The organism is Streptomyces sp. Tek67B01, from assembly GCF_055231995.1.
This window is the reverse complement of sequence record NZ_JBUYUY010000001.1, coordinates 4,519,104-4,537,769: the sequence shown is the minus strand read 5'-3', so window position 1 is coordinate 4,537,769 and position 18,666 is coordinate 4,519,104. Positions and strand designations below refer to the sequence as shown.

The window sequence follows — 18,666 nt, the reverse complement described above, 5'->3', positions numbered from 1 at the left end:
TCTTCGTTCCCGTCCCTCAAACCGCCGTACCGGGTCTCGTCCTCACCCCCGTCAGGTAGGCGGAGACCACCACATTGGCCGAGTACTCCTTGGCCGTCTTGTCGTAGGTTCCGCCGCAGGTCACCAGCCGCAGCTCGGCGCGGCCCGCCACCTTGGGGCCGTACGCCTTCTGCGGGTCGAAGCCGGCCCGCTCGTAGACCCGTACGTCCTCGACCGTGAACTCGGCCACGGAACCGTCCGCCCGGACCACGCCGACCTTGTCGCCCCGCCCGACCGTGCTCAGCCCGTAGAACACCGCCGGCTTCGCCCGTGTGTCGACGTGGCCGACCAGCAGGGCGGTCCCGGCCTTGCCCGGCTGGGTGCCGCCGCTCCACCAGCCGACCGTGCCCGGGTTCTCGTACGGGGGCGGCTCGATCGCCCCCTCGCGGTCCAGGCCGCGCGAGATCACCGGCGCCTGGATGCCCAGGGACGGGACGTCGAGCCGCGCGGGCGGGGCCGCCGCCAGCGGGGCGTGTGCCACGGGCAGGCCGGGGGCCGCCGCCCCGCCGCCCCCCGCCTGCCCCCCGGGCGGTACGGGGACACCGGTGATCTCCCGCCCCCACAGCCACAGCCCGAGCACCAACACCGTCCACGCGGCGAACGTCAGCAGGCGGGAGCCGCCGGAGCCGCGGGGCTCCTCGCTCACCGGCGGTCCCTCACTCGCTGCCGCGACGGCGGCGCAGCGCCAGCGCCCTGCCCGTGACGGCGAGGGTGGCGACGGCGGCCAGGACGGCGCCGATCACCGTCTGGGGCAGCCCCGGCCCGTCGCCACCGTGGTTCTTCTTCGCGGGCGCCGCCGCCAGCTCGGTCGTCTTGGCGACCTCGGCGGCCATCGCGCCGCCACCCGCGTGGACGGGCCAGACGGGCGAGTGGTGCGGGTCGGGGTGGTGGCGTTCGCGAATGCGGACCGAGCCGCTGACCCGGTCGTCGCGGCCATCGCACTTGACGTGGATCTCGTGCGAGCCCGCCTGGGCGTGCGAGGCGATCAGCGCGTCACCCCACAGGGCGTGGCGGTCGTCGTGTCCGGGGGAAAGGTGGACCTCGGAGACGAAGACGGAGGATCTGGCCGACGCCCAGCCGCCGTCACAGCCCCGCACCTCCAGCTTGACCAGATCGCCGGGCTCGGCGGGGTCCGGCCGGACCGAGACGCCACCGCGACCCCAGTCCTCGGCGACGGCCGCGGGCGCGGTCACCGCGGTGAGGGCCGTCAGGGCGACGGCCACCCCGGTGGCACGGAGAGCGATCAGAGCACTGCGCATGGTGAACCTCCTCATCAAGGAGGTTCACGCGCGGCGCGCCGCTCCGCATCCGGAGCGGCGCACTCTTGGACCGTACGAGTCAGCCGCACCCGCCCGGCGGGTCGGCGGCCTCGCGGGCTAGACGAGGTCGACCAGGTCGGCGATCGAGTCGACGGTCTTCGTCGGACGGTAGGGAAACTTCTCGGTGTCCTCGACCGAGGTCAGGCCGGTCAGGACGAGGAAGGTCTGCATGCCCGCCTCGAGGCCGGCGAGTACGTCGGTGTCCATCCGGTCGCCGATCATGGCGCTGCTCTCGGAGTGCGCTCCGATGGTGTTCAGACCGGTCCGCATCATGAGCGGGTTGGGCTTGCCCGCGAAGTACGGCTGCTTGCCGGTCGCCTTGGTGATCAGTGCGGCGACGGCGCCGGTGGCGGGCAGCGGGCCCTCGACGGAGGGGCCGGTCTCGTCCGGGTTGGTGCAGATGAAGCGGGCGCCGCCGTTGATGAGGCGGACGGCCTTGGTCATGGCCTCGAAGCTGTAGGTACGGGTCTCGCCGAGGACCACGTAGTCCGGCTCGTGGTCGGTCAGGACGTAGCCGATGTCGTGCAGGGCGGTGGTCAGGCCGGCCTCGCCGATGACGTAGGCCGTCCCGCCCGGGCGCTGGTCGTCGAGGAACTTGGCGGTGGCGAGCGCCGACGTCCAGATGTTCTCGACGGGGACGTGCAGGCCCATCCGGTTGAGGCGGGCGTGCAGGTCGCGCGGGGTGTAGATGGAGTTGTTGGTCAGCACCAGGAAGGGCTTGCCGGACTCGCGCAGCCGCTTGATGAAGGCATCGGCGCCGGGGATCGGCGTGCCCTCGTGGATGAGGACCCCGTCCATGTCGGTGAGCCAGGATTCGATCGGCTTGCGCTCTGCCACGGGACTGTTCTCCGCTCTGCGGGGCCTCTGACCTCGGGGGCCTCTGGTCTGTACCACCCTAACGGGGAAGGGCCGTGGACGCGGGGCGCGTCCACGGCCCGGACAGGGACGGGGAGATCGGCGTCAGCCGAGCTTGACGTTGTCGACCGTCAATACCAGTTGTTGGTCCCGCTGTAGCGGAAGCGGACCTGCACGTCGGTGGTTCCGGCGGGGACCTGGAGGGCCGGCGACTCGCTCTTCGCGACGGCGTCGGCGGCGTACGTCTTGACGACCGTCGGCGTACCTCCGTCGTACGAGACCAGGACCTGGGCGGTCTGGCCGGCCTCGTGGCGGTAGTGGGTCCGGTAGGTGAGGTTCACCGTGGAACCGGTCGAGCCGCCGGTGACCGGCCACTTGGGCGTGATCAGCGTGGAGTCGAAGGAGCCGGTGTGGCTCTTGTCGTCCCATTCGTCGGAGTCGGCGACGGCGAAGACGTCACGGGAGCGGACGTTCAGCTCGCGCCACTGGTCGCGCTGCGACTGGGTCCAGAACTCGTCGGTGGTGAAGGCCCAGCCGGCCCACTAGTACTTGGGGATGCGCCCGTGCTCGGGGATGCCGGACCGCACGGCCTGTCCGGGGCGGTGGGGCTGGCTCTGGCTCTGGTGTTCCACCCTCGGACTGTACGTCGGCCGGGTGTACGTCAGGCTTCGGTGCGGGCGCCTTCGGTACGTCAGCCCTCGGCGCGGGAGCCTTCGGTACGGGCGCGCAGCCTGCGGGCGCCGAGCAGCAGCGTACCGCCGGTGCCGAGGGTGGCCACGGCGGCCGCGGCGGACACCCAGGGGCGGGGGCCGGTGTGGGCGAGCGAGCCCGCCTCGACGGCCTCGTCCTCCGGTCCCTCGACGGAGAACCGGTAGCCGCCCGCCTCGCCCACCCAGTCCCCGTCGTCACCCTTGCGCTGGACGACGGCGGCGTCGGCGAGGACCTCCCCGTGGGGGGCGTCGGCGGCGAAGGCGAGCGAGACGCGGACGGTACGGGAGCCGCCGGCGCCGATGGTGAACCCGGTGAACGCCTCGCCGCCGTCGAACACGGCGATGATCTCGTCGCGGTCGCTGCGTTCGAGGGTGACGGGGTGGGGGCCGTCGGGGGTCTCGAAGTCCATCCGGAGGTGGGCGGGACGCAGGGTGCGGGCCTTGTCGGTGAAGACGAGGACGGGGTGGATGGCGGTGCACGTGCCGGCGGTGGTGTTGGTCAGGTCCAGGAACCAGGTCTGCGGGCCGCCGCCGGTGCGGTACACGGCCGGGCCGCCGCGGATGCGGGCGCCGATGGGGAAGGCGCTGCTCTTGGCGTCCCCGCAGGTGGCCTTCGCGCGCGAGGGCAGCGCGGGGGCGGGGCGGGCACCGCCGCCGTTGCCGATGTCGGCGGCGGCGGAGCCGGGTGCGAGGAGGCAGAGGAACGCGGCGGCCAACAGGGCGGGAGGGGCAAGGGCTTCGCGCAGTCGCATGGAGGACCTTCGCAGCTCGCCGGACGGAAACGTTGATGATCGGACGAGGTGAAAATCACCCCGCCCCGCCCGGCACTCTCCCACGCCCCCACCCCACCGATCCCCAGCCGCGCGCACGGCACCCCCCTTTACGCCTGATCGGACGCGGGCCGACCACACCGGCCCGGGGCGGAGAGCTCCAGCCCCGCTGCGGATTGAGACGCGGGGCCCGGGGCCAACGTCAGCCCCGCCGGCATTCGAGGCGGGGGACCAACACCAGCCCCGCCGGCGTTCGAGGCGCGGGACCAACACCGGCCCCGCCGGCGTTCGAGGCGCGGGGTCCGGGGGCGGAGCCTCGGAAAGCCCGGCGCAGCCGGGGCCGCCCCAGCGCGACGGCGCCGCACCCGAACCGCGCCGGACCGCCCCGCCCGTCCCGGCCCACCGGCCGCACCGGCGCCTCGTCAGACCCCCCGCCCGAACACCGGTCCCAGCACCAGCTCCGCCGCCCCCTCCGACACCCCGGCCCCGGCCCCGACCGCGGCCACCACCGGCGCGGCCCCCGTCCGACGTCGGCCCAGCACCGCCCGTACCCCCTCCACGAACACCCCCGGCTCCGCCTCCACCACCCGGCCGCCCAGCAGCACCCGGTCCACGTCCAGCAGCGCCACCACGTTCGCCGCCCCCTCCCCCAGCACCCGCGCGGCCCCCGCCAGGTCCCCCCGTTCCAGCGCCGCCAGGCACAGCGCCTCCGCGCAGCCCCGCCCCCCGCACCGGCACGGCGGTCCGTCCAGCTCCAACACCTGGTGCCCGAACTCCCCCGCCAGCGAGCGCGGCCCCCGGAACACCGCACCCTCCAGCCAGAGCCCCGCGCCCAGACCGGTCCCGAGGTGCAGGTACGCGCAGTTGCCCGGCTCGCGCCCGGCCGCCGCCGCCACCCCCGCGTTGGTGTCCTTGTCCACCACCACGACCGGCGCGGTCTCCGACAGCCGCCCCGCCAGCGCCTCCCGCAGCGGGAACCCCGCCCACTCCGGGAACCCCGTCACCCGCCCCAGCACCCCGTCCCGCCAGTCCAGCGGGCCCGGCGCCGCGACGCCCACCCCCAGCAGCGGCGCCCCCGCCCCGCCCGGGACGGAAACCCGATCGAGTGCCCGTAGCACCGCCTCCACCGCCGCGTCCGGTCCCGCCGCGAAGTCCAGCGGGCCGCGCCACCGCGCGACGACCCCGCCCGCCAGGTCGACCCGTACGGCCGTCAGCTCGTCGCGGTCCAGGTACACGCCCACCGCGTGCCGGGCGTCCGGCACCAGCCGCAGCAGGGTCCGCGGCTTGCCGCCCGTCGACGCGCTCCGGCCGGCCTCCGCCACCAGGCCCTCCGCCGCGAGCCGCCCCGTGATCTTGCTGACGGCCTGCGGGGTGAGCCCCGTACGGTCCGCGAGGTCGGCGCGGCCCAGCCCACCGGGCCCCGCGCCCCGCAGCAGGCCGAGGAGCAGCGCCTCGTTGTGCCCGCGCACCGCGGGCAGGTTGACCCCGCCGCGGCCCCCGCCGTCCCGATTGCCCCGGTTCACCCCGCCGCCTCTCCTTGCACTTCCACAACACTGTTGCCAAAGTATGACCCATGCCCCTGAACGCCACCTCCCCCCTGCGCGTCGGACTCGTCGGCTACGGACTGGCCGGTTCCGTCTTCCACGCGCCCCTCGTCACCGCCACCGAAGGACTCGTCCTCGACGCGGTCGTCACCTCCGACCCCGAGCGCCAAGCCCGAGCGCGCGAGGCGTACCCCGGCGTCCGGATCGCCGAATCCGCCGCCGAGCTCTGGGAGGGCGGGGACGGGGCCGATCCCGTGGACCTCGTCGTCATCGCCTCCCCCAACAAGACGCACGTTCCCCTCGCCCGGGCCGCCCTCACCGCCGGTGTCCCCGTCGTCGTGGACAAGCCGCTGGCCGCCACCGCCGCCGAGGCCGAGGAACTGGCCGCACTGGCCGAGCGCACCGGCACCTTCCTGTCCGTCTTCCAGAACCGCCGCTGGGACAACGACTTCCTCACCCTGCGCGGGCTCCTGGCCGACGGCGAGCTCGGCGATGTCCAGCGCTTCGAGTCCCGCTTCGAGCGCTGGCGGCCGCAGCTCAAGGGCGGATGGCGGGAGTCGGGGGCGCCGGAGGAGATCGGCGGGCTGCTGTACGACCTCGGCAGCCACGTGGTGGACCAGGCGCTGGTGCTCTTCGGCCCGGCCGTACGGGTCTACGCGGAGACCGACGTGCGCCGTGCGGGCGCGGAGGCGGACGACGACACCTTCATCGCGATCACGCACGCGGGCGGCGTCCGCTCGCACCTGTACGTCAGCGCGACCACCGCCCAGCTCGGTCCGCGCTTTCGTGTGCTCGGCTCGCGCGCCGGCTGGGTCAAGTACGGCCTGGACCCCCAGGAGGCGGCGCTGCGCGAGGGGCTGCGGCCGAGGGCGGACGACGGCAGGGCGTGGGGCGTGGAGCCGGAACACCTGTGGGGCCGGCTGGGCGCGGGGGAATCCCCGCTGACCGGCGGAGGAACCCCCCTGCCGACTGCGCCGGGCGATTACCCGGCGTACTACGCGGCGGTGGCCGCCGCCCTGCGCGAGGGCGGCCCGGCCCCGGTGACGGCGCGTGAGGCGGCGCACTGCCTGGCCGTACTGGAGGCGGCCCGCCGGTCGTCGAACGAGGGCGTCACGGTGACGCTCGCACTCGCCGACCCGGCGTAAGGGCTCCGACGCGGGAGGGACGGCCCCGGCCCGACCGCCGCCCCGGCGGGCAGGCGGGAGGGGCGGGCCGCCCCCCGGGGGCCCGCCCCTCCCGCGCCGCCGATCCGACCGTCGATCCGACCGCCGGCCCGGTCAGGCGCCCTTGAACTCCTGGCGCTGGCGCCCGAGACCGTCGATCTCGACCTCCACGACGTCACCGGCGCGGAGGTAGGGCTTGGGCTCGGGCTGACCCATGGCCACGCCGGCCGGGGTGCCCGTGACGATGACGTCACCGGGGTAGAGGGTCATGAACTGGCTCAGGTACCGGACGACCTCCCCGACCGGGAAGATCTGGTCCGAGGTGTTGCCGTCCTGCTTGAGCTCGCCGTTGACCCAGAGCCGGACGCCGAGGTCCTGCGGGTCCGCGACCTCGTCGGCGGTCACCAGCCAGGGACCGAGCGGGGTGAACGTCTCGCAGTTCTTGCCCTTGTCCCAGGTACCGCCGCGCTCCGTCTGGAACTCGCGCTCCGATACGTCGTTGACCAGCGTGTACCCGCCCACGTGCGCCAGACCCTCCTCGGCGGAGGCGAGGTAGCGGGCGGTGGCGCCGATGACGACGCCGAGCTCGGCCTCCCAGTCGGTCTTCACGCTGCCGCGCGGGATGAGGACCGTGTCGTCCGGGCCGACGACCGTGTCCGGCGCCTTGAGGAACAGGATCGGTTCGGCCGGCGGCTCGGCGCCGATCTCGGCGGCGTGCCCGAAGAAGTTCAGTCCGATGCCCACGACCTTGCCGATGCGGCCGATCGGCGAACCCATGCGCAGCCCTTCGGCGTCGAGCGCGGGGAGTTCCCCGGGCGCCGCCGCGTCGCGTATCCGGGACAGCGCGGAGTCGTCGGCGAGGAGCGCGCCGTCCACATCCGTGATCAGCCCGGACAGGTCCCGCAGGGTTCCGTCCTGGTCGAGCAGCGCGGGGCGCTCCGACCCGACGGGTCCGACACGCAGCAGCTTCATGGGCATTCTCCCGTGGTCGAGGGTGGTCGACCCATGGGCATGCCCCGGGCCGGACGATGGGTTGCGGCCATCGGAGGATTGGCCGATCCTCCAAGATGTCCGGCCAATCCGCAAGACCCTGTTCACGGACTGGAACGCGCCCTCCGTCAGTCGCCCGCCCCGGCCGCCCCGGCCGCCCCGCAGCGGCTCTCGCTCAGCCGCGGACCGGTGCCGGACGCCGTTGCAGCCAGGCGCGCTCGGCCACCGACCACGCCGTGGTGGTCAGCAGGTAGAGCCCGGCGGCGAGCGGTACGACGGCGGCGGTGATCAGCGTCCCGAACGACAGCAAGGGCAGTACGCCACCCAGCTTCCGCATCGCCGCCTCCTGCTCCGCGGTCAACGCCCCCGCGCCCCCACCCGGCAGGCCGCGACCCGCGACCGCCGCCTTCGCCCCGGAACCGGAACCGGAACCACCGACGGAACCGGCCCCCACCAGGGCCGACACCCGTGCCGCCCGACGCCCCCGGACCGCGCTCCAAGCCGCCACCGCCGCGATCGCCGCGAACAGCCCGAGGAAGACGAGCCCCGGCGCCCCGAACACCCCGCCCTCACCGAGCGCGTCGGCCCACCGGTCCCCCAGGGGCGCGGCGAGCAGCCGGTGCCCCAGCAACTCGTTGACCGTCCCGCCGACCTCCGCCGACGAGAAGGCGCGGTACATGACGTAGAACACCGGCAGCTGCAACAGCAGGGGCAGGCAGCCGGCCATCGGCGTCGCACCGCGTGCGGCCGCCCGGCTCAGCGGGTGCAGCGCGAGGCGTACGAGCACGGTGAACAACACGATCGCCACGGCGGTCGCGGACTCGGCCAGTACCGGCTCCAACAGCCGGCCCAACTCGGCAACAAGATGGGTGAAAACGGACACGCGGGCCCTCCGAGGGGTCTCGTCCAACGTCGAAAGTGATGCGTTTCGGCGTGACGACCCGCGAGGGGCGACGACAGATGATCAATGAGCGGAAGGCGGGTACCGGCAACCGGCTACCACCCGGCCGTACCACCGGCCGAGGCCTGCCGGCCCGGCCCTGTACTGCGCGCCCCTACGCGGCCGTCGGGACGAGGCGGCCGGGAGCCCGGGGCCGCGACCGGCCCGAGGCGTCGGGGTCACGCTGCGGCAGGAACGCCGTGCGCTGCTCGCGATCACGGATCGCGGTACGTATTCGGTGCGGCGGCACGAGGCGGACACGGCCCGCCGCCAAGGCGGCGGCGCCCACCGCGACGACGGCCGCGAGGACCGCCACCACGCCGACCGGTCCGCTCTCCCCGAGCAGCGGCGCCAGGAAGCCCCCGAGCAGCAGCAGCGTCACGAACAGCCCGAGGAAACGCCCGAAGAAACGCCCGAACATGCCGCCCACCCCTTCCGCTCCGCCGCCCACCCGCACGAACTCAAGTCACGAACTCCCGTACCGACACAACGGCCCGGCCCACGCCCCGGTTCCCGGCATCGCGGATCTCTTGATTTCCCGGATCCCCGCACGTCAGCGGTTCGCGTCCCCGGTTCGCACCACCGCCTCCCGTCACCGCCTCAGCGTCCCCCACACCACCAGCCGGTACGTCGAGGTGTACTCGGGCGTGCAGGTGGTCAGCGTGATGTACGCGCCGGGCGCGCTGTACCCGTACTCCGGCTTCACCACGCTGCGCGGCACGGGAGCCACCACACCCGTGTCCCGCGCGGTGGTCTCGGGCAGGACCCGCCCCACCACGTACGTGTACCTCTGGCCCCGCACGTCGACCGTCACCTCGTCCCCCGCCCTGAGCCGGTTCAGGTACCGGAACGGCTCCCCGTGCGTGTTGCGGTGCCCGGCCAGCGCGAAGTTCCCCTCGGCGCCCGGCTGCCCGGTCCCGGGGTAGTGCCCGACGTACCCCTTGTCCAGGACGGCCTTCTTGTCGACCCCCTGCGCGACGGGCACGACCAGCCCGAGGCGCGGGATGCGCAGTACGGCGTACGACTGGTCCCGCTCGGGCGCCGGCGCCGGCCGGGCCCCCCGGACCGGGCCGCCGGAAGCGGAAGCCGGCCCGCCCACCGGGGCGGCGGACGGCGACGGCTGCGGTCCGGCCCCCGACTGAGCGTCCGGCGCGTCCGACGCCCGCCGACCGGGCTCCGGCCCCGAATCCTCCTCGGGCGACCGCGGGGCGGCCTGCTCGGGCGCCGCCCACCCCCGCTCCAGCGCCCGGACCTCTTCCCGCGCGCCCGCCAGGGCCTGCCGGTTGGTCCACCACACCTGGTGCACCACCAGCAACAACACCACCACCCCCACCGTGACGGTCACTTCCGCGACCCCCCACAGCACCCCCGTGAGACCGGCTCGGCGCCCCCGCCGGCCGCGCCCCTGCACCACCACAGGTATGTGATCCCGCACGGGCGGCACCTTAAGACCTCCCCCGTCAACTGACCAGCGGCAGTACGGTGTGAACCATGCGCCCCGACACGCCTGCCGAGCACATCGCCGAAGCCGAGCGCCTCATCCGCACGGCGACCCGCTACCCCGAGGACCAGGAGCCCTTGCTCCTCCAGGCCGCGGCCCACCTCGAACTGGCCGACGAACGGGAACGGGCAAGCGCGCTCTACGACCAACTCCTCGCCTCCGACCCCGACGACCCGCACCTGATCAAGGCGCTCCAGGCCTCGAACCTGTGGGAGTACGGCCACGAGGCCGAGGCCCGCGCACTGATCCAGGGCATCCGTACGGCGGCCCCCGCGGACCCGGCCCCCTGGGAGGTCATCGCGGAAGCCCTGGAGAACCACGACGAGTTGACCGCCTCCGAGGAGTGCTTCACCCAGGCGGTCACCCTCCTGATCCCGGAGAACGCCCCCCTCACCCGGGCCACCACCGCGCTCCTCACGGGCCGCCACCGCGTCCGCCGCCTCCTCGGCCGCCCGCACGACGACTGGGACATGGTCGCGGACACCCGCCACATCGGCCCCATCCCGCTGGACGAACTCCACGACCCCAAGCGCATCTGGGCCCTGGGCTCCGACGACCCGGCCGAGCTCCGCGCCGAGATCGCCCGCCTGCGCGCCGAACTGGGCGACCGCCGGGCCGCGCTCTCCCGCCCCTTCCCGGTCGCGATCCTCCACTGGCCCCAGCGCGAACTCGCCGAACTCCTGACCAGCTACCCGACCCTCGCCGCCGAGTACCCCTCGCACGCGCTGCACCTGGACCGGATCGAAGCGTCCCTCCGCGCCCTGGCCGCCTCCGGCACCACCAACCTGGGCATCGTCACGGCCAGCGTCCCTTCCTACGAGGCGTTCGCCGCCTCCGAGAAGACCTCCCCGGCCTCCCCCAGCCTCCTGGCCGAGTACGCCACCACCCTCGCCGCCCGCGGCAAGGCCACCCCCTGGCCCCCGACCCCCACCTCCCCCTGCTGGTGCGCTTCGGGCAAGCCCTACCCGGAGTGCCACGGCGGCGACACGCCGATCGTCTGACCCGCAGGAGACGCACGCGGGCGGCGGGCCCGGACCGCCGCCGCCACGCGCAGGGCCGCTTCCCCCGCCGATTCGTGCTCCCAGACCCGCACGGCCAACCAACCGGCCTCCGCCAGGCGGGCGTCGGTGTCGCGGTCTCGGGCCCGGTTCCCCTCGATCTTGGCGCGCCAGAACTCGGGATTGTTGCGCGGCCAGGTGGCGTGCAGGGGACAGCCGTGCCAGAAACAGCCGTCCACGAAGACCGCGACCCGCGCCGGGCCGAACACGATGTCGGCTTCCCTGCGCACCCCTTTCACAGGGCGCCGGTGCACCCGGTACCGCAGTCCCGCGGCGTGCAGCGACCGCCGCAGGGCGAGCTCGATCCCGGTATCCTTGCTCTTCTGCCGACTCATCCGGGCCCGCACGGCCGGGGTGCTCTCAAGGGGTTCCACACCGTCATTCTCCCGGAACGGGCAGCTCCAACTGGACGTGTCCGCGGGCCCGGGCGGTCGGGGGCAGGGGGCGGTGGGCGGCGAGGGCGAGGAGGGTGCGCAGCGCGGCGAGGACCTCCGCCGGGGTGTCACGGATCATGGAGGGCGTCGCGCTGACCACCAGGATGCCGTGGGCCTCCAGGCGCAGCCGGCGGCGGAGGGTGGCGTGCCAAGCGTCGCGCGCGTAGTGGTACTCGGCCGAATCGATCTCCAGGGCCACGCCCTCGTCGGGCCAGTAGGCGTCCGGGCTGGCCAGGAAGGTGCCGTCCGGGGTGTGGAGGCGGGCGTTCCACAGCGGGGTCGGCAGGCCGGTCGCCATCAGGGTGTCGCGGGCCCGGGCCTCGGCGATCGAGCGGACGCCGGCCAGGAGTTCCGACGCCGCCGAACGGACCGCCGGGCGGCCCAGGAGGCGGGAGGCGCGCAGTTCCGCGTGCAGGTCGTGCGGGTGGCACCAGCCGGCCTGGACGACCTGCGCGAGCGTCGACCGGATGCGGTCGGGGTCGTCGGCGCGGGCGGCGTAGTCGGCGGCGGCGCGCACCGGCCGGGTGCTCGGGATGCCGCGCACGGTGATGGTGCGCGGCCAGCGGGAGGTGGCCAGCGGACGGACCCCGGCGGTGGCGGTGAGCCGGCGCGGGGCGCGGATCAATACGTCGGCGGGGGTGTACGGGGCTTCGCGGATGCCGAGCAGCGCGAGCGCGGCGCCGCCGGTCAGGGCGGCCGTGTCGCCGGAGAGTGGGTCGGCCGTGGGCTCGGCGGAGTACAGGACCGCGGCGAGCGCGCGTTGACGCTGGTCCGGGGGCCCGGTCTGGAGGAGGTAGACCCGGGGCAGTAAGCGCCGCCAGGGCCCGCCCGGGCGGGTGCGGGAGGTGACGGTGCCGCCCGGTACTCCCGCGGCGGTCGTGAGCTGGTGCCGGGTGGCCATGTTGAGCCGGCGCCGGGCCAGCCGCTGGGGCGTCGTGGTGATCATGGCGCGGATATGCCCGGCCGCGGGACGTGATACCCCCGGGTCAGCGGCTCGGGTGGTCCGGGGCCAGGAACACGATCACGCCCGTCTCGGTGCCGGGCAGGGCGGCGACCTCGTGCCAGCCCAGGCGGCGGTACGTCGCCACCGTGTCCCGGGCCAGCCGGGAGGTCAGCAGCCAGGCGCGCCGGTCGGGGGCGTCGGCCGTGATCTCGGTGAGGAGGTCGCGTCCGGTGCCCCGGCCGCGCGCGTAGGGGCGTACGGCGAGTTCGTCAATCTCCAGCGCGCCGATGAGGAGAGCCTTCACCCGGGCGGGGCCGAGCTGCGCCGCGACCTGGCCGTAGGCGCGGTTCTTCGGGAAGGCGGCCGGCGTGAGCCAGCCGGTGGCGAACCCGTCGATGCCGGCCGGGGACTGGGCTAGGGCGGTACGGAAACCACGGCGCCGGGCGTCGGCGGGGAGGCGGGCCGCGAACTGGCGAATGGTTTCTTCGTCTTCGTTCCACGGTGGGGCGGAGAAGACGTCGGCGTAGGCGTCGACCAGTTCGTCCACGAGGTCGAGGACGGCCTGTCCGTAGCAGATCACGATGTCCGGGCTCCTGGACGCGTTGGCGGAAATTTTCCTGTTTGTCTTGGGAGAGTGAATTTATGCGGTCCGGGTTCCCTGCGCGGCGTATCAGGCGGATCCGGCGAGTGTGCGACAAATCCCCTCAGCCCGCTCCGTGTCGTGGGCCCGGCGGTCGCGTTGAGCAGCGTGGGCGCACTGGCCGGCATGGATGCCCGTCGGGGTGTCAGAGGGCCGCGTTAGCCTCGTAAGCCGGACGGATACGACGCGCTTGGGGACATAGGGAGTGGACGCGGTGGACATGGAGCGGGTACCGACCTCGATGGTGGCGGCGGCCGGACTGGTGGGCGGGTACGCCGTGGCCCGCTGGACCAAGAAGCGCCCGCTGGGCGGGGTCGTACTGGGCGCCGCAGGGGTCGCGGCGGGGCGGGAGTGGCACCGGCGCGGCGGCGCCCCGGCGGCCGCCGGTCTCGGCGCGCTGTACCTGGCCGGTTTCGCGGGGGCGCACCCGCTGGCCAAGAAGGTCGGCGCGTGGCCGGCCGTCTTCGGCGCGGCGGGGATCGTGGCGGGTGCGGCCTGGGTCGTGGCCGACCGGAACGGCTAGCGACCAGACCGCTGGCTGGGGTGGCGGTGGCCCGCGAGGCGGGTGGGCCGGGTGCGGCCGGTGCGGCGGGTCGGTGTGGCGCCGTCGCGCGGGGCCGCCCCGGCCGCCCCGGGCTTCACGCGCCCAGAGCCTTCGAGACCGTGTAGATCAGCAGGCCCGCCAAGGCGCCCACCACCGTGCCGTTGATGCGGATGAACTGGAGGTCGCGGCCGATGTGCGCCTCGATCTTGCGGGAGGTGTGCTCGGCGTCCCAACCCGCCACCGTGTCGGTGATCAGCGAGGTGATCTCCGTCCGGTAGGTGGTGACGACGTACACCAGCGCCCCTTCGATCCAGCCCTCCACCTTGTCCTGGAGGCGCCCGTCGGTCGCCAGCCGCGCGCCCAGGGACATCAGGGAGCCCCTGACCCGCAGCCGCAGCTCGCTGCGTTCGTCCTCCGCCGTCGCGATGATCATCGACCGGACCGCCGCCCACGTCGAGGCGATGACGTCCTGCACCTCGCCCCTCGCCAGGATCTCGGACTTGAGCCGCTCCACCCGCTCGCGGGTCCGCGTGTCCGACTGCAGGTCGGCGGCGAAGTCCGTGAGGAACCGGTCCACCGCGCCGCGCGCCGGATGCTCCGGCATGTCCCGCATCTCGGTGACGAAGCGCAGCAGTTCCTTGTACACGCGCTCGCCCACCTTGCGGTCCACGAAGCGCGGGGTCCAGCCGGGGGCGCCGCCCTGGACCGCGTCCATGACCGAGTCCCCGTGCGTGACGAGCCAGTCGTGGGCCTTGGCGCAGACGAGGTCCACGGCGCGGTGGTGACCGCCGTCGGCGACGACCTTCTGCAAGGTCTTGCCGAGCCCCGGCGCGATCTCTGCTCCCTCGGCCCGTCTCGTGATCGCCTCGCCCACCACGGCTTGGACGTCGGAGTCCCGCAGTACCGTCAGGGCGCCGCGCAGGGCGGTCGCCATCTCCGCCGTGACCCGCTCGGCGTGCGCGGGGTCCGCCAGCCAGGAGCCCAGTCGTCCGCCGATGCCCAGGGCGTGCAGCCGGGCCTTGACGACCTCCGGGGAGAGGAAGTTCTCGCCGACGAACTCACCCAGCGACACGCCGAGCTGGTCCTTCTTCGTCGGGATGATCGCGGTGTGCGGGATGGGCAGTCCCAGCGGACGCCGGAACAGGGCCGTGACCGCGAACCAGTCCGCGAGCGCGCCGACCATGCCCGCCTCGGCAGCGGCGGCGACGTAGCCGGCCCAGCCGCCGGCGCCGGTGTGCTGCGCCCACTTGGCGAGTACGTAGACCAGCGCCACCAGTGTCAGCAGGCCGGTCGCGGTGGCCTTCATCCGGCGGACGCCGTGTCGCCGTTCCTCGTCCGCCGCGCTGAACACGAATGCGCCCCGCGCGACACCGGGCCCGGCAGCCGTACCGCTACCGCTGTCCGTGCCGGTGCCGGTGCCGGCGCCGGCGCCGGTCCCGGTCCCGGTCCCGGTACCCGTCTTCGAGTCCATGCGATGGTCCACGTCTTCCACGTAGCTCCTGCCTTCCCCCGATGGCCGGTTTTGTGTGCACAGCATCCGGCTGCCGAAGGTCCGAGGAGTTCCCGGCGCGCCGGCGGCCTCCGGGAGCCCCTTACAGCTCCTTCCGAAGCGAAGGCCCGTCGACGGACCCGGCTCCCTTGGACCCCTTGGCCCCCTTCAGCCCCTTGGGCGCCTTCGGCTCCTTGACCCGGACCTCGACCCCGCCCATCAGGGCCAGACCCGTCACCACCACGCGCGGTGCGCCCGGCTCCGGCGCGTCCTGGCTCTCGCGCTGGTCGAACGCCCCCATGAACCCGATGCCCCGCACATCGACCTCCACGCCCGGCGGCACGGTGATCTCGATGCCGCCCATCACGGCGACGCAGTTGATCACGACCTCGGACTGGGCGAAGTTCGCCTCGCGCAGGTCGAGCTCGCCGCCGCCCATGAACGCGAACGCGTCGAACCGCGCCGGTACGGTCCAGCGGCCCTTGCGCTGGAACCCGGACATGACGGCGATCCCCGTCGACCAGGTGGCCTCGCCCCCGATGCGGTCCGCCCACGCCGCACCGGACCCCGCCCGCTCCACCGGGGGCGGGGACGGCGCCGATGCCAACGGCGCGGCCGCGCCCACCGCGGGCAGGTCGCGGGTCAGCGGCTCCAGCTCCGCGTACGTCCGCGAGGTGTAGGCCGCCTCCAGCCGCTCCTCGAACTCGTCCATGTCGAGCCGACCCTCGGCCACGGCGTCCCGCAGACGCTCCACCACCCGTTCCCGGTCGGCGTCCGAGGCCCGTAGCTGCGGCAGCGCAACCTCGGGCACCGGCTTCTCGAACACCGGCCTCGCCGATACCGGCTTCTCGATCACCGGCTTCTCGAACACCGGCTTCTGCGGGGACGACTTCTCCGGCAACGACCCCTCCGTCAACGGCTTCTCCGGCCGCTCGTCATTCATGCGACCAGACTATGTACCGAGCCCGGCACGCGGTACGGATCGCCCCCGAACCGGACCCCGGGACCGACCCTGATTTCCCCCTTACGTCCGCCCCCGCCCGCGTCCCGCTACCCCCGCCCCGCGTACATGCGCGCGATGACCTCCTCGATGTCCGGCTCCCGCACCGAGAGGTCCAGCAGCGGATAGCCCGCCGCCACGGCCGCCACCAGCGGCGCCGCCGACGCCTGCGCCGGGAACGCCAGCCACTGCCGCGCCCCCTCCACCCGGACCACCCGCGCGCCCGCCACCTCCAGCGGCGGCAGCTCCCGCTCCAGGTCCACCACCAGCGTCCGCTCGCTCTCCCCCGCCGCCCCGGACGCGTGCAGCCCGCCCAGCGGCCCGTCGTACATCAGCCGCCCCTGGTCGATCACCATTACCCGCTCACACAGTTGTTCGATGTCCTGGAGGTCGTGCGTGGTCAGCAGCACCGTCGTCCCGCGTTCCTCGTTCAGCTGTCGCAGGAAGCCCCGCACCTTCGCCTTGCTCACCACGTCGAGCCCGATCGTCGGCTCGTCGAGGTACAGCACATCCGGGTCGTGCAGCAGCGCCGCCGCGATGTCCCCGCGCATCCGCTGCCCCAGCGACAGCTGCCGTACGGGTACGTCCAGCAGCTCCGCCAGACCCAGCCGGTCCACGCACCGCTCAAGGTTCGCCCGGTACCTCGCCTCCGGAATCCGGTACATCCGCCGCATCAGCCCGTAGGAGTCCTTGAGCGGCAGGTCCCACCACAGCGTGGTGCGCTGCCCGAACACCACCCCCATCCGGTGCGCCAGCCGCATCCGCTCCCGGGCCGGATCGATGCCCGCCACGCGCAGCCGGCCGCCGCTCGGGGTGAGGATCCCGGTCAGCATCTTGATCGTGGTGGACTTCCCCGCCCCGTTGGGCCCGATGTAGCCGACCATCTCCCCCCTGCCGACGGTGAAGCTGATCCCGTCCACGGCCCTGACCTGCCGTTTCTCGCGCCGCACCAGGCCCACCCGACGCCGGACGGCGAAGACCTTCTCGACCCCGTCCAGCTCGATCAGTACGTCTCCCACTGCTTCTCCCATGTCCTGCCCTCAGCTCCCCGTGCTCCGGTACGAACGAAGTCCCGCACGCCACGCCAGCGACGCGGGCACGCACACCGCGAAGGCCACGAGCGGGCTCAGGTACGCGACCCAGCCCGGCAGCCCCAGCGGATCGGGCCGCCCCAACACGTACAGCGCGGGCAGCCAGTTGACGAATGCCAGCGGGACGACGAAGGTCACCCCGCGCAGCAGCTCCTTCGCGAAGACCGTGGGCGGGTACTCCAACATCGTGCAGCCGCCGTAGGTGAAGGAGTTGACCACCTCCGCCGCGTCCCCGGCCGCGAACTGGAACGCCGCCCCGGCCACCATCACCGCCCCGAAGATCACTGCCCCCGCCAGTACCATCACCGGCACCAGCAGCACCTTGCCGACCGTCCAGTCAACGTCGAGCACCACGACCGCCCACACCAGCACCCCGACCCCCTGCCCGATCCGCCCGCACCGGCGCAGCGCGAACCGGTCCGCCGCCACCTGTGCGAGCACCGGGACCGGGCGCACCAGCATGGTGTCGAGCGAGCCGTCGCGGATGCGCGTGCCGATCCGGTCGGTGTTGCCGAGCAGCAGGTTGGCCAGGCCCAGCGAGGTCGAGCAGGACCCGTACAGCAGGCCGATCTCGGGGAGCGAGAAGCCGCCCAGGGCGTCCACGTGCGTGAACATGATGTAGATCGCCGCGAAGTCGAGGACCGTGATCGCCGCGTTCCCGAAGGCCGACAGGAGGAAGGACATCCGGTACGTCATCGTGGAACGGAGCCACATCGCGACGATCAGCCGGTAGCCGCGCAACCCCTCCAGAACGCGCCGGCGCCCCGGCTCCCGCTCCCACACCACGGCCGGGGGCCGCTCGCGCCCAAGCGTCGCCTCAGCCACCCTGGACCACCACCTTCCGCGTCGCGGCCGACTGCAACAACCGGCCGGCGCCCAACAGCGCCAGCGCCCACCCGGCCTGGAACGCCAACGCCCGCACCGCGCCGCCCGCCCCCGCACCCTTGCCCAACAGGACGTCCACCGGCACTTGGAGCATCGCCGCCCACGGCAACACGCGGACCACGTCCCCGAAGCCGCCGGGGAAGACGGTCAGCGGCAGCAGCATCCCGGAGAAGAAGATCGACACCAGGCCGGCCACCATGTTGATCCCCGCGCCGTCCATCAGCCAGAACGCGGCCAAGCCCAGCAGGAAGCGCACCGCGAAACTCACCACCAGGGCGAGCAGTACCGCCGGCAGGAACAGCAACCACCGCACCGGGTCGACGGGCAACGCCAACGGGAAGGCGAGCGCGCCGGCCAGCACCGGCACCAGCCCGCGCCCCAGCAGTTGGAAGCCCGCCCGGCCCAGATCGGCCGCGAGCCACCACATTTGCAGGTCTGCCGGGCGGTACAGGTCGACGGCGACGTCCCCGGTACGGATGCGCTCCTGGAGCTCCTCCTGGAACCCGCCGCCCAGCAGCGCGGCGGCGGCGAGCAGCGACTGGCTGACCCAGATGAAGGCCAGGGCCTGCCCCTGGTCGTAGCCGCCGAGGTGGGGCCGTTCGTCCCACAGCGCGATGAAGGTGTACGCGAGGACGAAGCCGAACACCGTGTTGGTGAACACGCCGGCCGCCGTCGCCGTCCCGTAGGTGGCGTAGCGCCGGAAGCCGCCGGACGCGACGGCCGCGTAGAGCCGTAAGCGGTGGACCACCTC

22 protein-coding genes are annotated in these 18,666 nt (G+C 73.8%); 4 read left to right on the top strand and 18 right to left on the bottom strand.

The features are described from left to right. Positions 1-16: 16 nt before the first annotated feature. From ACV7NM_RS20415 to ACV7NM_RS20400, 4 genes are all read right to left on the bottom strand, one after another. The gene (locus ACV7NM_RS20415) at positions 17-685 is read right to left on the bottom strand and encodes a class F sortase (RefSeq protein WP_463411616.1); all 669 of its coding nucleotides are present in this window, start codon (positions 683-685) and stop codon (positions 17-19) included. Positions 686-695: 10 nt separating this feature from the next. Then, complete coding sequence (locus ACV7NM_RS20410) at positions 696-1,298, bottom strand: hypothetical protein (RefSeq protein WP_463411615.1); 603 nt, start codon at positions 1,296-1,298, stop codon at positions 696-698. Positions 1,299-1,415: 117 nt separating this feature from the next. Next, complete coding sequence (locus ACV7NM_RS20405) at positions 1,416-2,195, bottom strand: HAD-IIA family hydrolase (protein WP_463411614.1); 780 nt, start codon at positions 2,193-2,195, stop codon at positions 1,416-1,418. Between the two features lie 149 nt (positions 2,196-2,344). Then, positions 2,345-2,554, bottom strand: a complete 210-nt coding sequence (locus tag ACV7NM_RS20400; RefSeq protein ID WP_463411613.1) for a hypothetical protein — start codon at positions 2,552-2,554, stop codon at positions 2,345-2,347. Position 2,555: 1 nt separating this feature from the next. On the opposite strand from ACV7NM_RS20400, the gene ACV7NM_RS20395 reads away from it, so the two are divergent. Then, complete coding sequence (locus ACV7NM_RS20395) at positions 2,556-2,759, top strand: hypothetical protein (protein WP_463411612.1); 204 nt, start codon at positions 2,556-2,558, stop codon at positions 2,757-2,759. Positions 2,760-2,904: 145 nt separating this feature from the next. Here the strand turns inward: ACV7NM_RS20395 and ACV7NM_RS20390 are convergent, their stop codons facing one another. Both ACV7NM_RS20390 and ACV7NM_RS20385 read right to left on the bottom strand, forming a co-directional pair. Next, a complete protein-coding gene (locus ACV7NM_RS20390) occupies positions 2,905-3,675 on the bottom strand; it encodes a hypothetical protein (protein ID WP_463411611.1) in 771 nt (256 codons plus the stop codon). A gap of 440 nt (positions 3,676-4,115) precedes the next feature. Further along, the gene (locus ACV7NM_RS20385; protein WP_463411610.1) at positions 4,116-5,216 is read right to left on the bottom strand and encodes an ROK family transcriptional regulator; all 1,101 of its coding nucleotides are present in this window, start codon (positions 5,214-5,216) and stop codon (positions 4,116-4,118) included. Between the two features lie 50 nt (positions 5,217-5,266). Between ACV7NM_RS20385 and ACV7NM_RS20380 the strand changes: the two genes are divergently transcribed. Next, positions 5,267-6,382: a Gfo/Idh/MocA family oxidoreductase gene (locus ACV7NM_RS20380; protein ID WP_463411609.1), complete on the top strand. Its 1,116-nt coding sequence runs from the start codon at positions 5,267-5,269 to the stop codon at positions 6,380-6,382. Between the two features lie 132 nt (positions 6,383-6,514). On the opposite strand, the gene ACV7NM_RS20375 is transcribed toward ACV7NM_RS20380, so the two are convergent. The 4 genes from ACV7NM_RS20375 to ACV7NM_RS20360 all read right to left on the bottom strand — a co-directional run bounded on the left by ACV7NM_RS20375 (position 6,515) and on the right by ACV7NM_RS20360 (position 9,765). Further along, entirely contained in the window at positions 6,515-7,372 is an 858-nt protein-coding gene (locus tag ACV7NM_RS20375; RefSeq protein WP_463411608.1) for a fumarylacetoacetate hydrolase family protein, read from the bottom strand. Between the two features lie 193 nt (positions 7,373-7,565). After that, positions 7,566-8,273 carry a YidC/Oxa1 family membrane protein insertase gene (locus tag ACV7NM_RS20370; protein WP_463411607.1) on the bottom strand — a complete coding sequence of 236 codons (708 nt, stop codon included), beginning with the start codon at positions 8,271-8,273 and terminating at the stop codon, positions 7,566-7,568. 172 nt (positions 8,274-8,445) lie between these two features. Next, a complete protein-coding gene (locus ACV7NM_RS20365) occupies positions 8,446-8,751 on the bottom strand; it encodes a DUF6412 domain-containing protein (RefSeq protein ID WP_463411606.1) in 306 nt (101 codons plus the stop codon). A gap of 171 nt (positions 8,752-8,922) precedes the next feature. Continuing rightward, positions 8,923-9,765, bottom strand: coding sequence for a class E sortase (locus ACV7NM_RS20360; protein ID WP_463411605.1), 843 nt, complete (start codon positions 9,763-9,765; stop codon positions 8,923-8,925). A gap of 56 nt (positions 9,766-9,821) precedes the next feature. Between ACV7NM_RS20360 and ACV7NM_RS20355 the strand changes: the two genes are divergently transcribed. After that, the gene (locus ACV7NM_RS20355) at positions 9,822-10,832 is read left to right on the top strand and encodes an SEC-C domain-containing protein (protein ID WP_463411604.1); all 1,011 of its coding nucleotides are present in this window, start codon (positions 9,822-9,824) and stop codon (positions 10,830-10,832) included. Here the strand turns inward: ACV7NM_RS20355 and ACV7NM_RS20350 are convergent. Genes ACV7NM_RS20350 through ACV7NM_RS20340 form a run of 3 tightly spaced genes read right to left on the bottom strand, consistent with a single transcriptional unit; the run spans position 10,793 to position 12,846 of the window. Further along, positions 10,793-11,263 carry a very short patch repair endonuclease gene (locus tag ACV7NM_RS20350; protein WP_463411603.1) on the bottom strand — a complete coding sequence of 157 codons (471 nt, stop codon included), beginning with the start codon at positions 11,261-11,263 and terminating at the stop codon, positions 10,793-10,795. The two genes, ACV7NM_RS20355 and ACV7NM_RS20350, sit on opposite strands and share 40 nt — an antisense overlap. 4 nt (positions 11,264-11,267) lie before the next feature. Beyond that, positions 11,268-12,269: a hypothetical protein gene (locus ACV7NM_RS20345; RefSeq protein ID WP_463411602.1), complete on the bottom strand. Its 1,002-nt coding sequence runs from the start codon at positions 12,267-12,269 to the stop codon at positions 11,268-11,270. A 40-nt stretch (positions 12,270-12,309) separates the two neighbouring features. Then, positions 12,310-12,846: a GNAT family N-acetyltransferase gene (locus ACV7NM_RS20340; RefSeq protein ID WP_463411601.1), complete on the bottom strand. Its 537-nt coding sequence runs from the start codon at positions 12,844-12,846 to the stop codon at positions 12,310-12,312. Positions 12,847-13,126: 280 nt separating this feature from the next. Here ACV7NM_RS20340 and ACV7NM_RS20335 point away from each other — a divergent pair, with 280 nt between their 5' ends. Beyond that, positions 13,127-13,429 carry a hypothetical protein gene (locus tag ACV7NM_RS20335; protein ID WP_463411600.1) on the top strand — a complete coding sequence of 101 codons (303 nt, stop codon included), beginning with the start codon at positions 13,127-13,129 and terminating at the stop codon, positions 13,427-13,429. 115 nt (positions 13,430-13,544) lie between these two features. On the opposite strand, the gene ACV7NM_RS20330 is transcribed toward ACV7NM_RS20335, so the two are convergent. From ACV7NM_RS20330 to ACV7NM_RS20310, 5 genes are all read right to left on the bottom strand, one after another. Continuing rightward, positions 13,545-14,921: a DUF445 domain-containing protein gene (locus ACV7NM_RS20330; RefSeq protein ID WP_463411599.1), complete on the bottom strand. Its 1,377-nt coding sequence runs from the start codon at positions 14,919-14,921 to the stop codon at positions 13,545-13,547. A gap of 121 nt (positions 14,922-15,042) precedes the next feature. Then, positions 15,043-15,882 carry a DUF1707 SHOCT-like domain-containing protein gene (locus tag ACV7NM_RS20325; RefSeq protein ID WP_463411598.1) on the bottom strand — a complete coding sequence of 280 codons (840 nt, stop codon included), beginning with the start codon at positions 15,880-15,882 and terminating at the stop codon, positions 15,043-15,045. Between the two features lie 107 nt (positions 15,883-15,989). Further along, on the bottom strand, positions 15,990-16,970 hold the full coding sequence (locus ACV7NM_RS20320; RefSeq protein ID WP_463411597.1) for an ABC transporter ATP-binding protein: 981 nt from the start codon (positions 16,968-16,970) through the stop codon (positions 15,990-15,992). 9 nt (positions 16,971-16,979) lie between these two features. Beyond that, positions 16,980-17,744, bottom strand: coding sequence for an ABC transporter permease (locus ACV7NM_RS20315; RefSeq protein WP_463414002.1), 765 nt, complete (start codon positions 17,742-17,744; stop codon positions 16,980-16,982). A 103-nt stretch (positions 17,745-17,847) separates the two neighbouring features. After that, the gene (locus tag ACV7NM_RS20310) at positions 17,848-18,663 is read right to left on the bottom strand and encodes an ABC transporter permease (protein ID WP_463414001.1); all 816 of its coding nucleotides are present in this window, start codon (positions 18,661-18,663) and stop codon (positions 17,848-17,850) included. Positions 18,664-18,666: the final 3 nt, after the last annotated feature.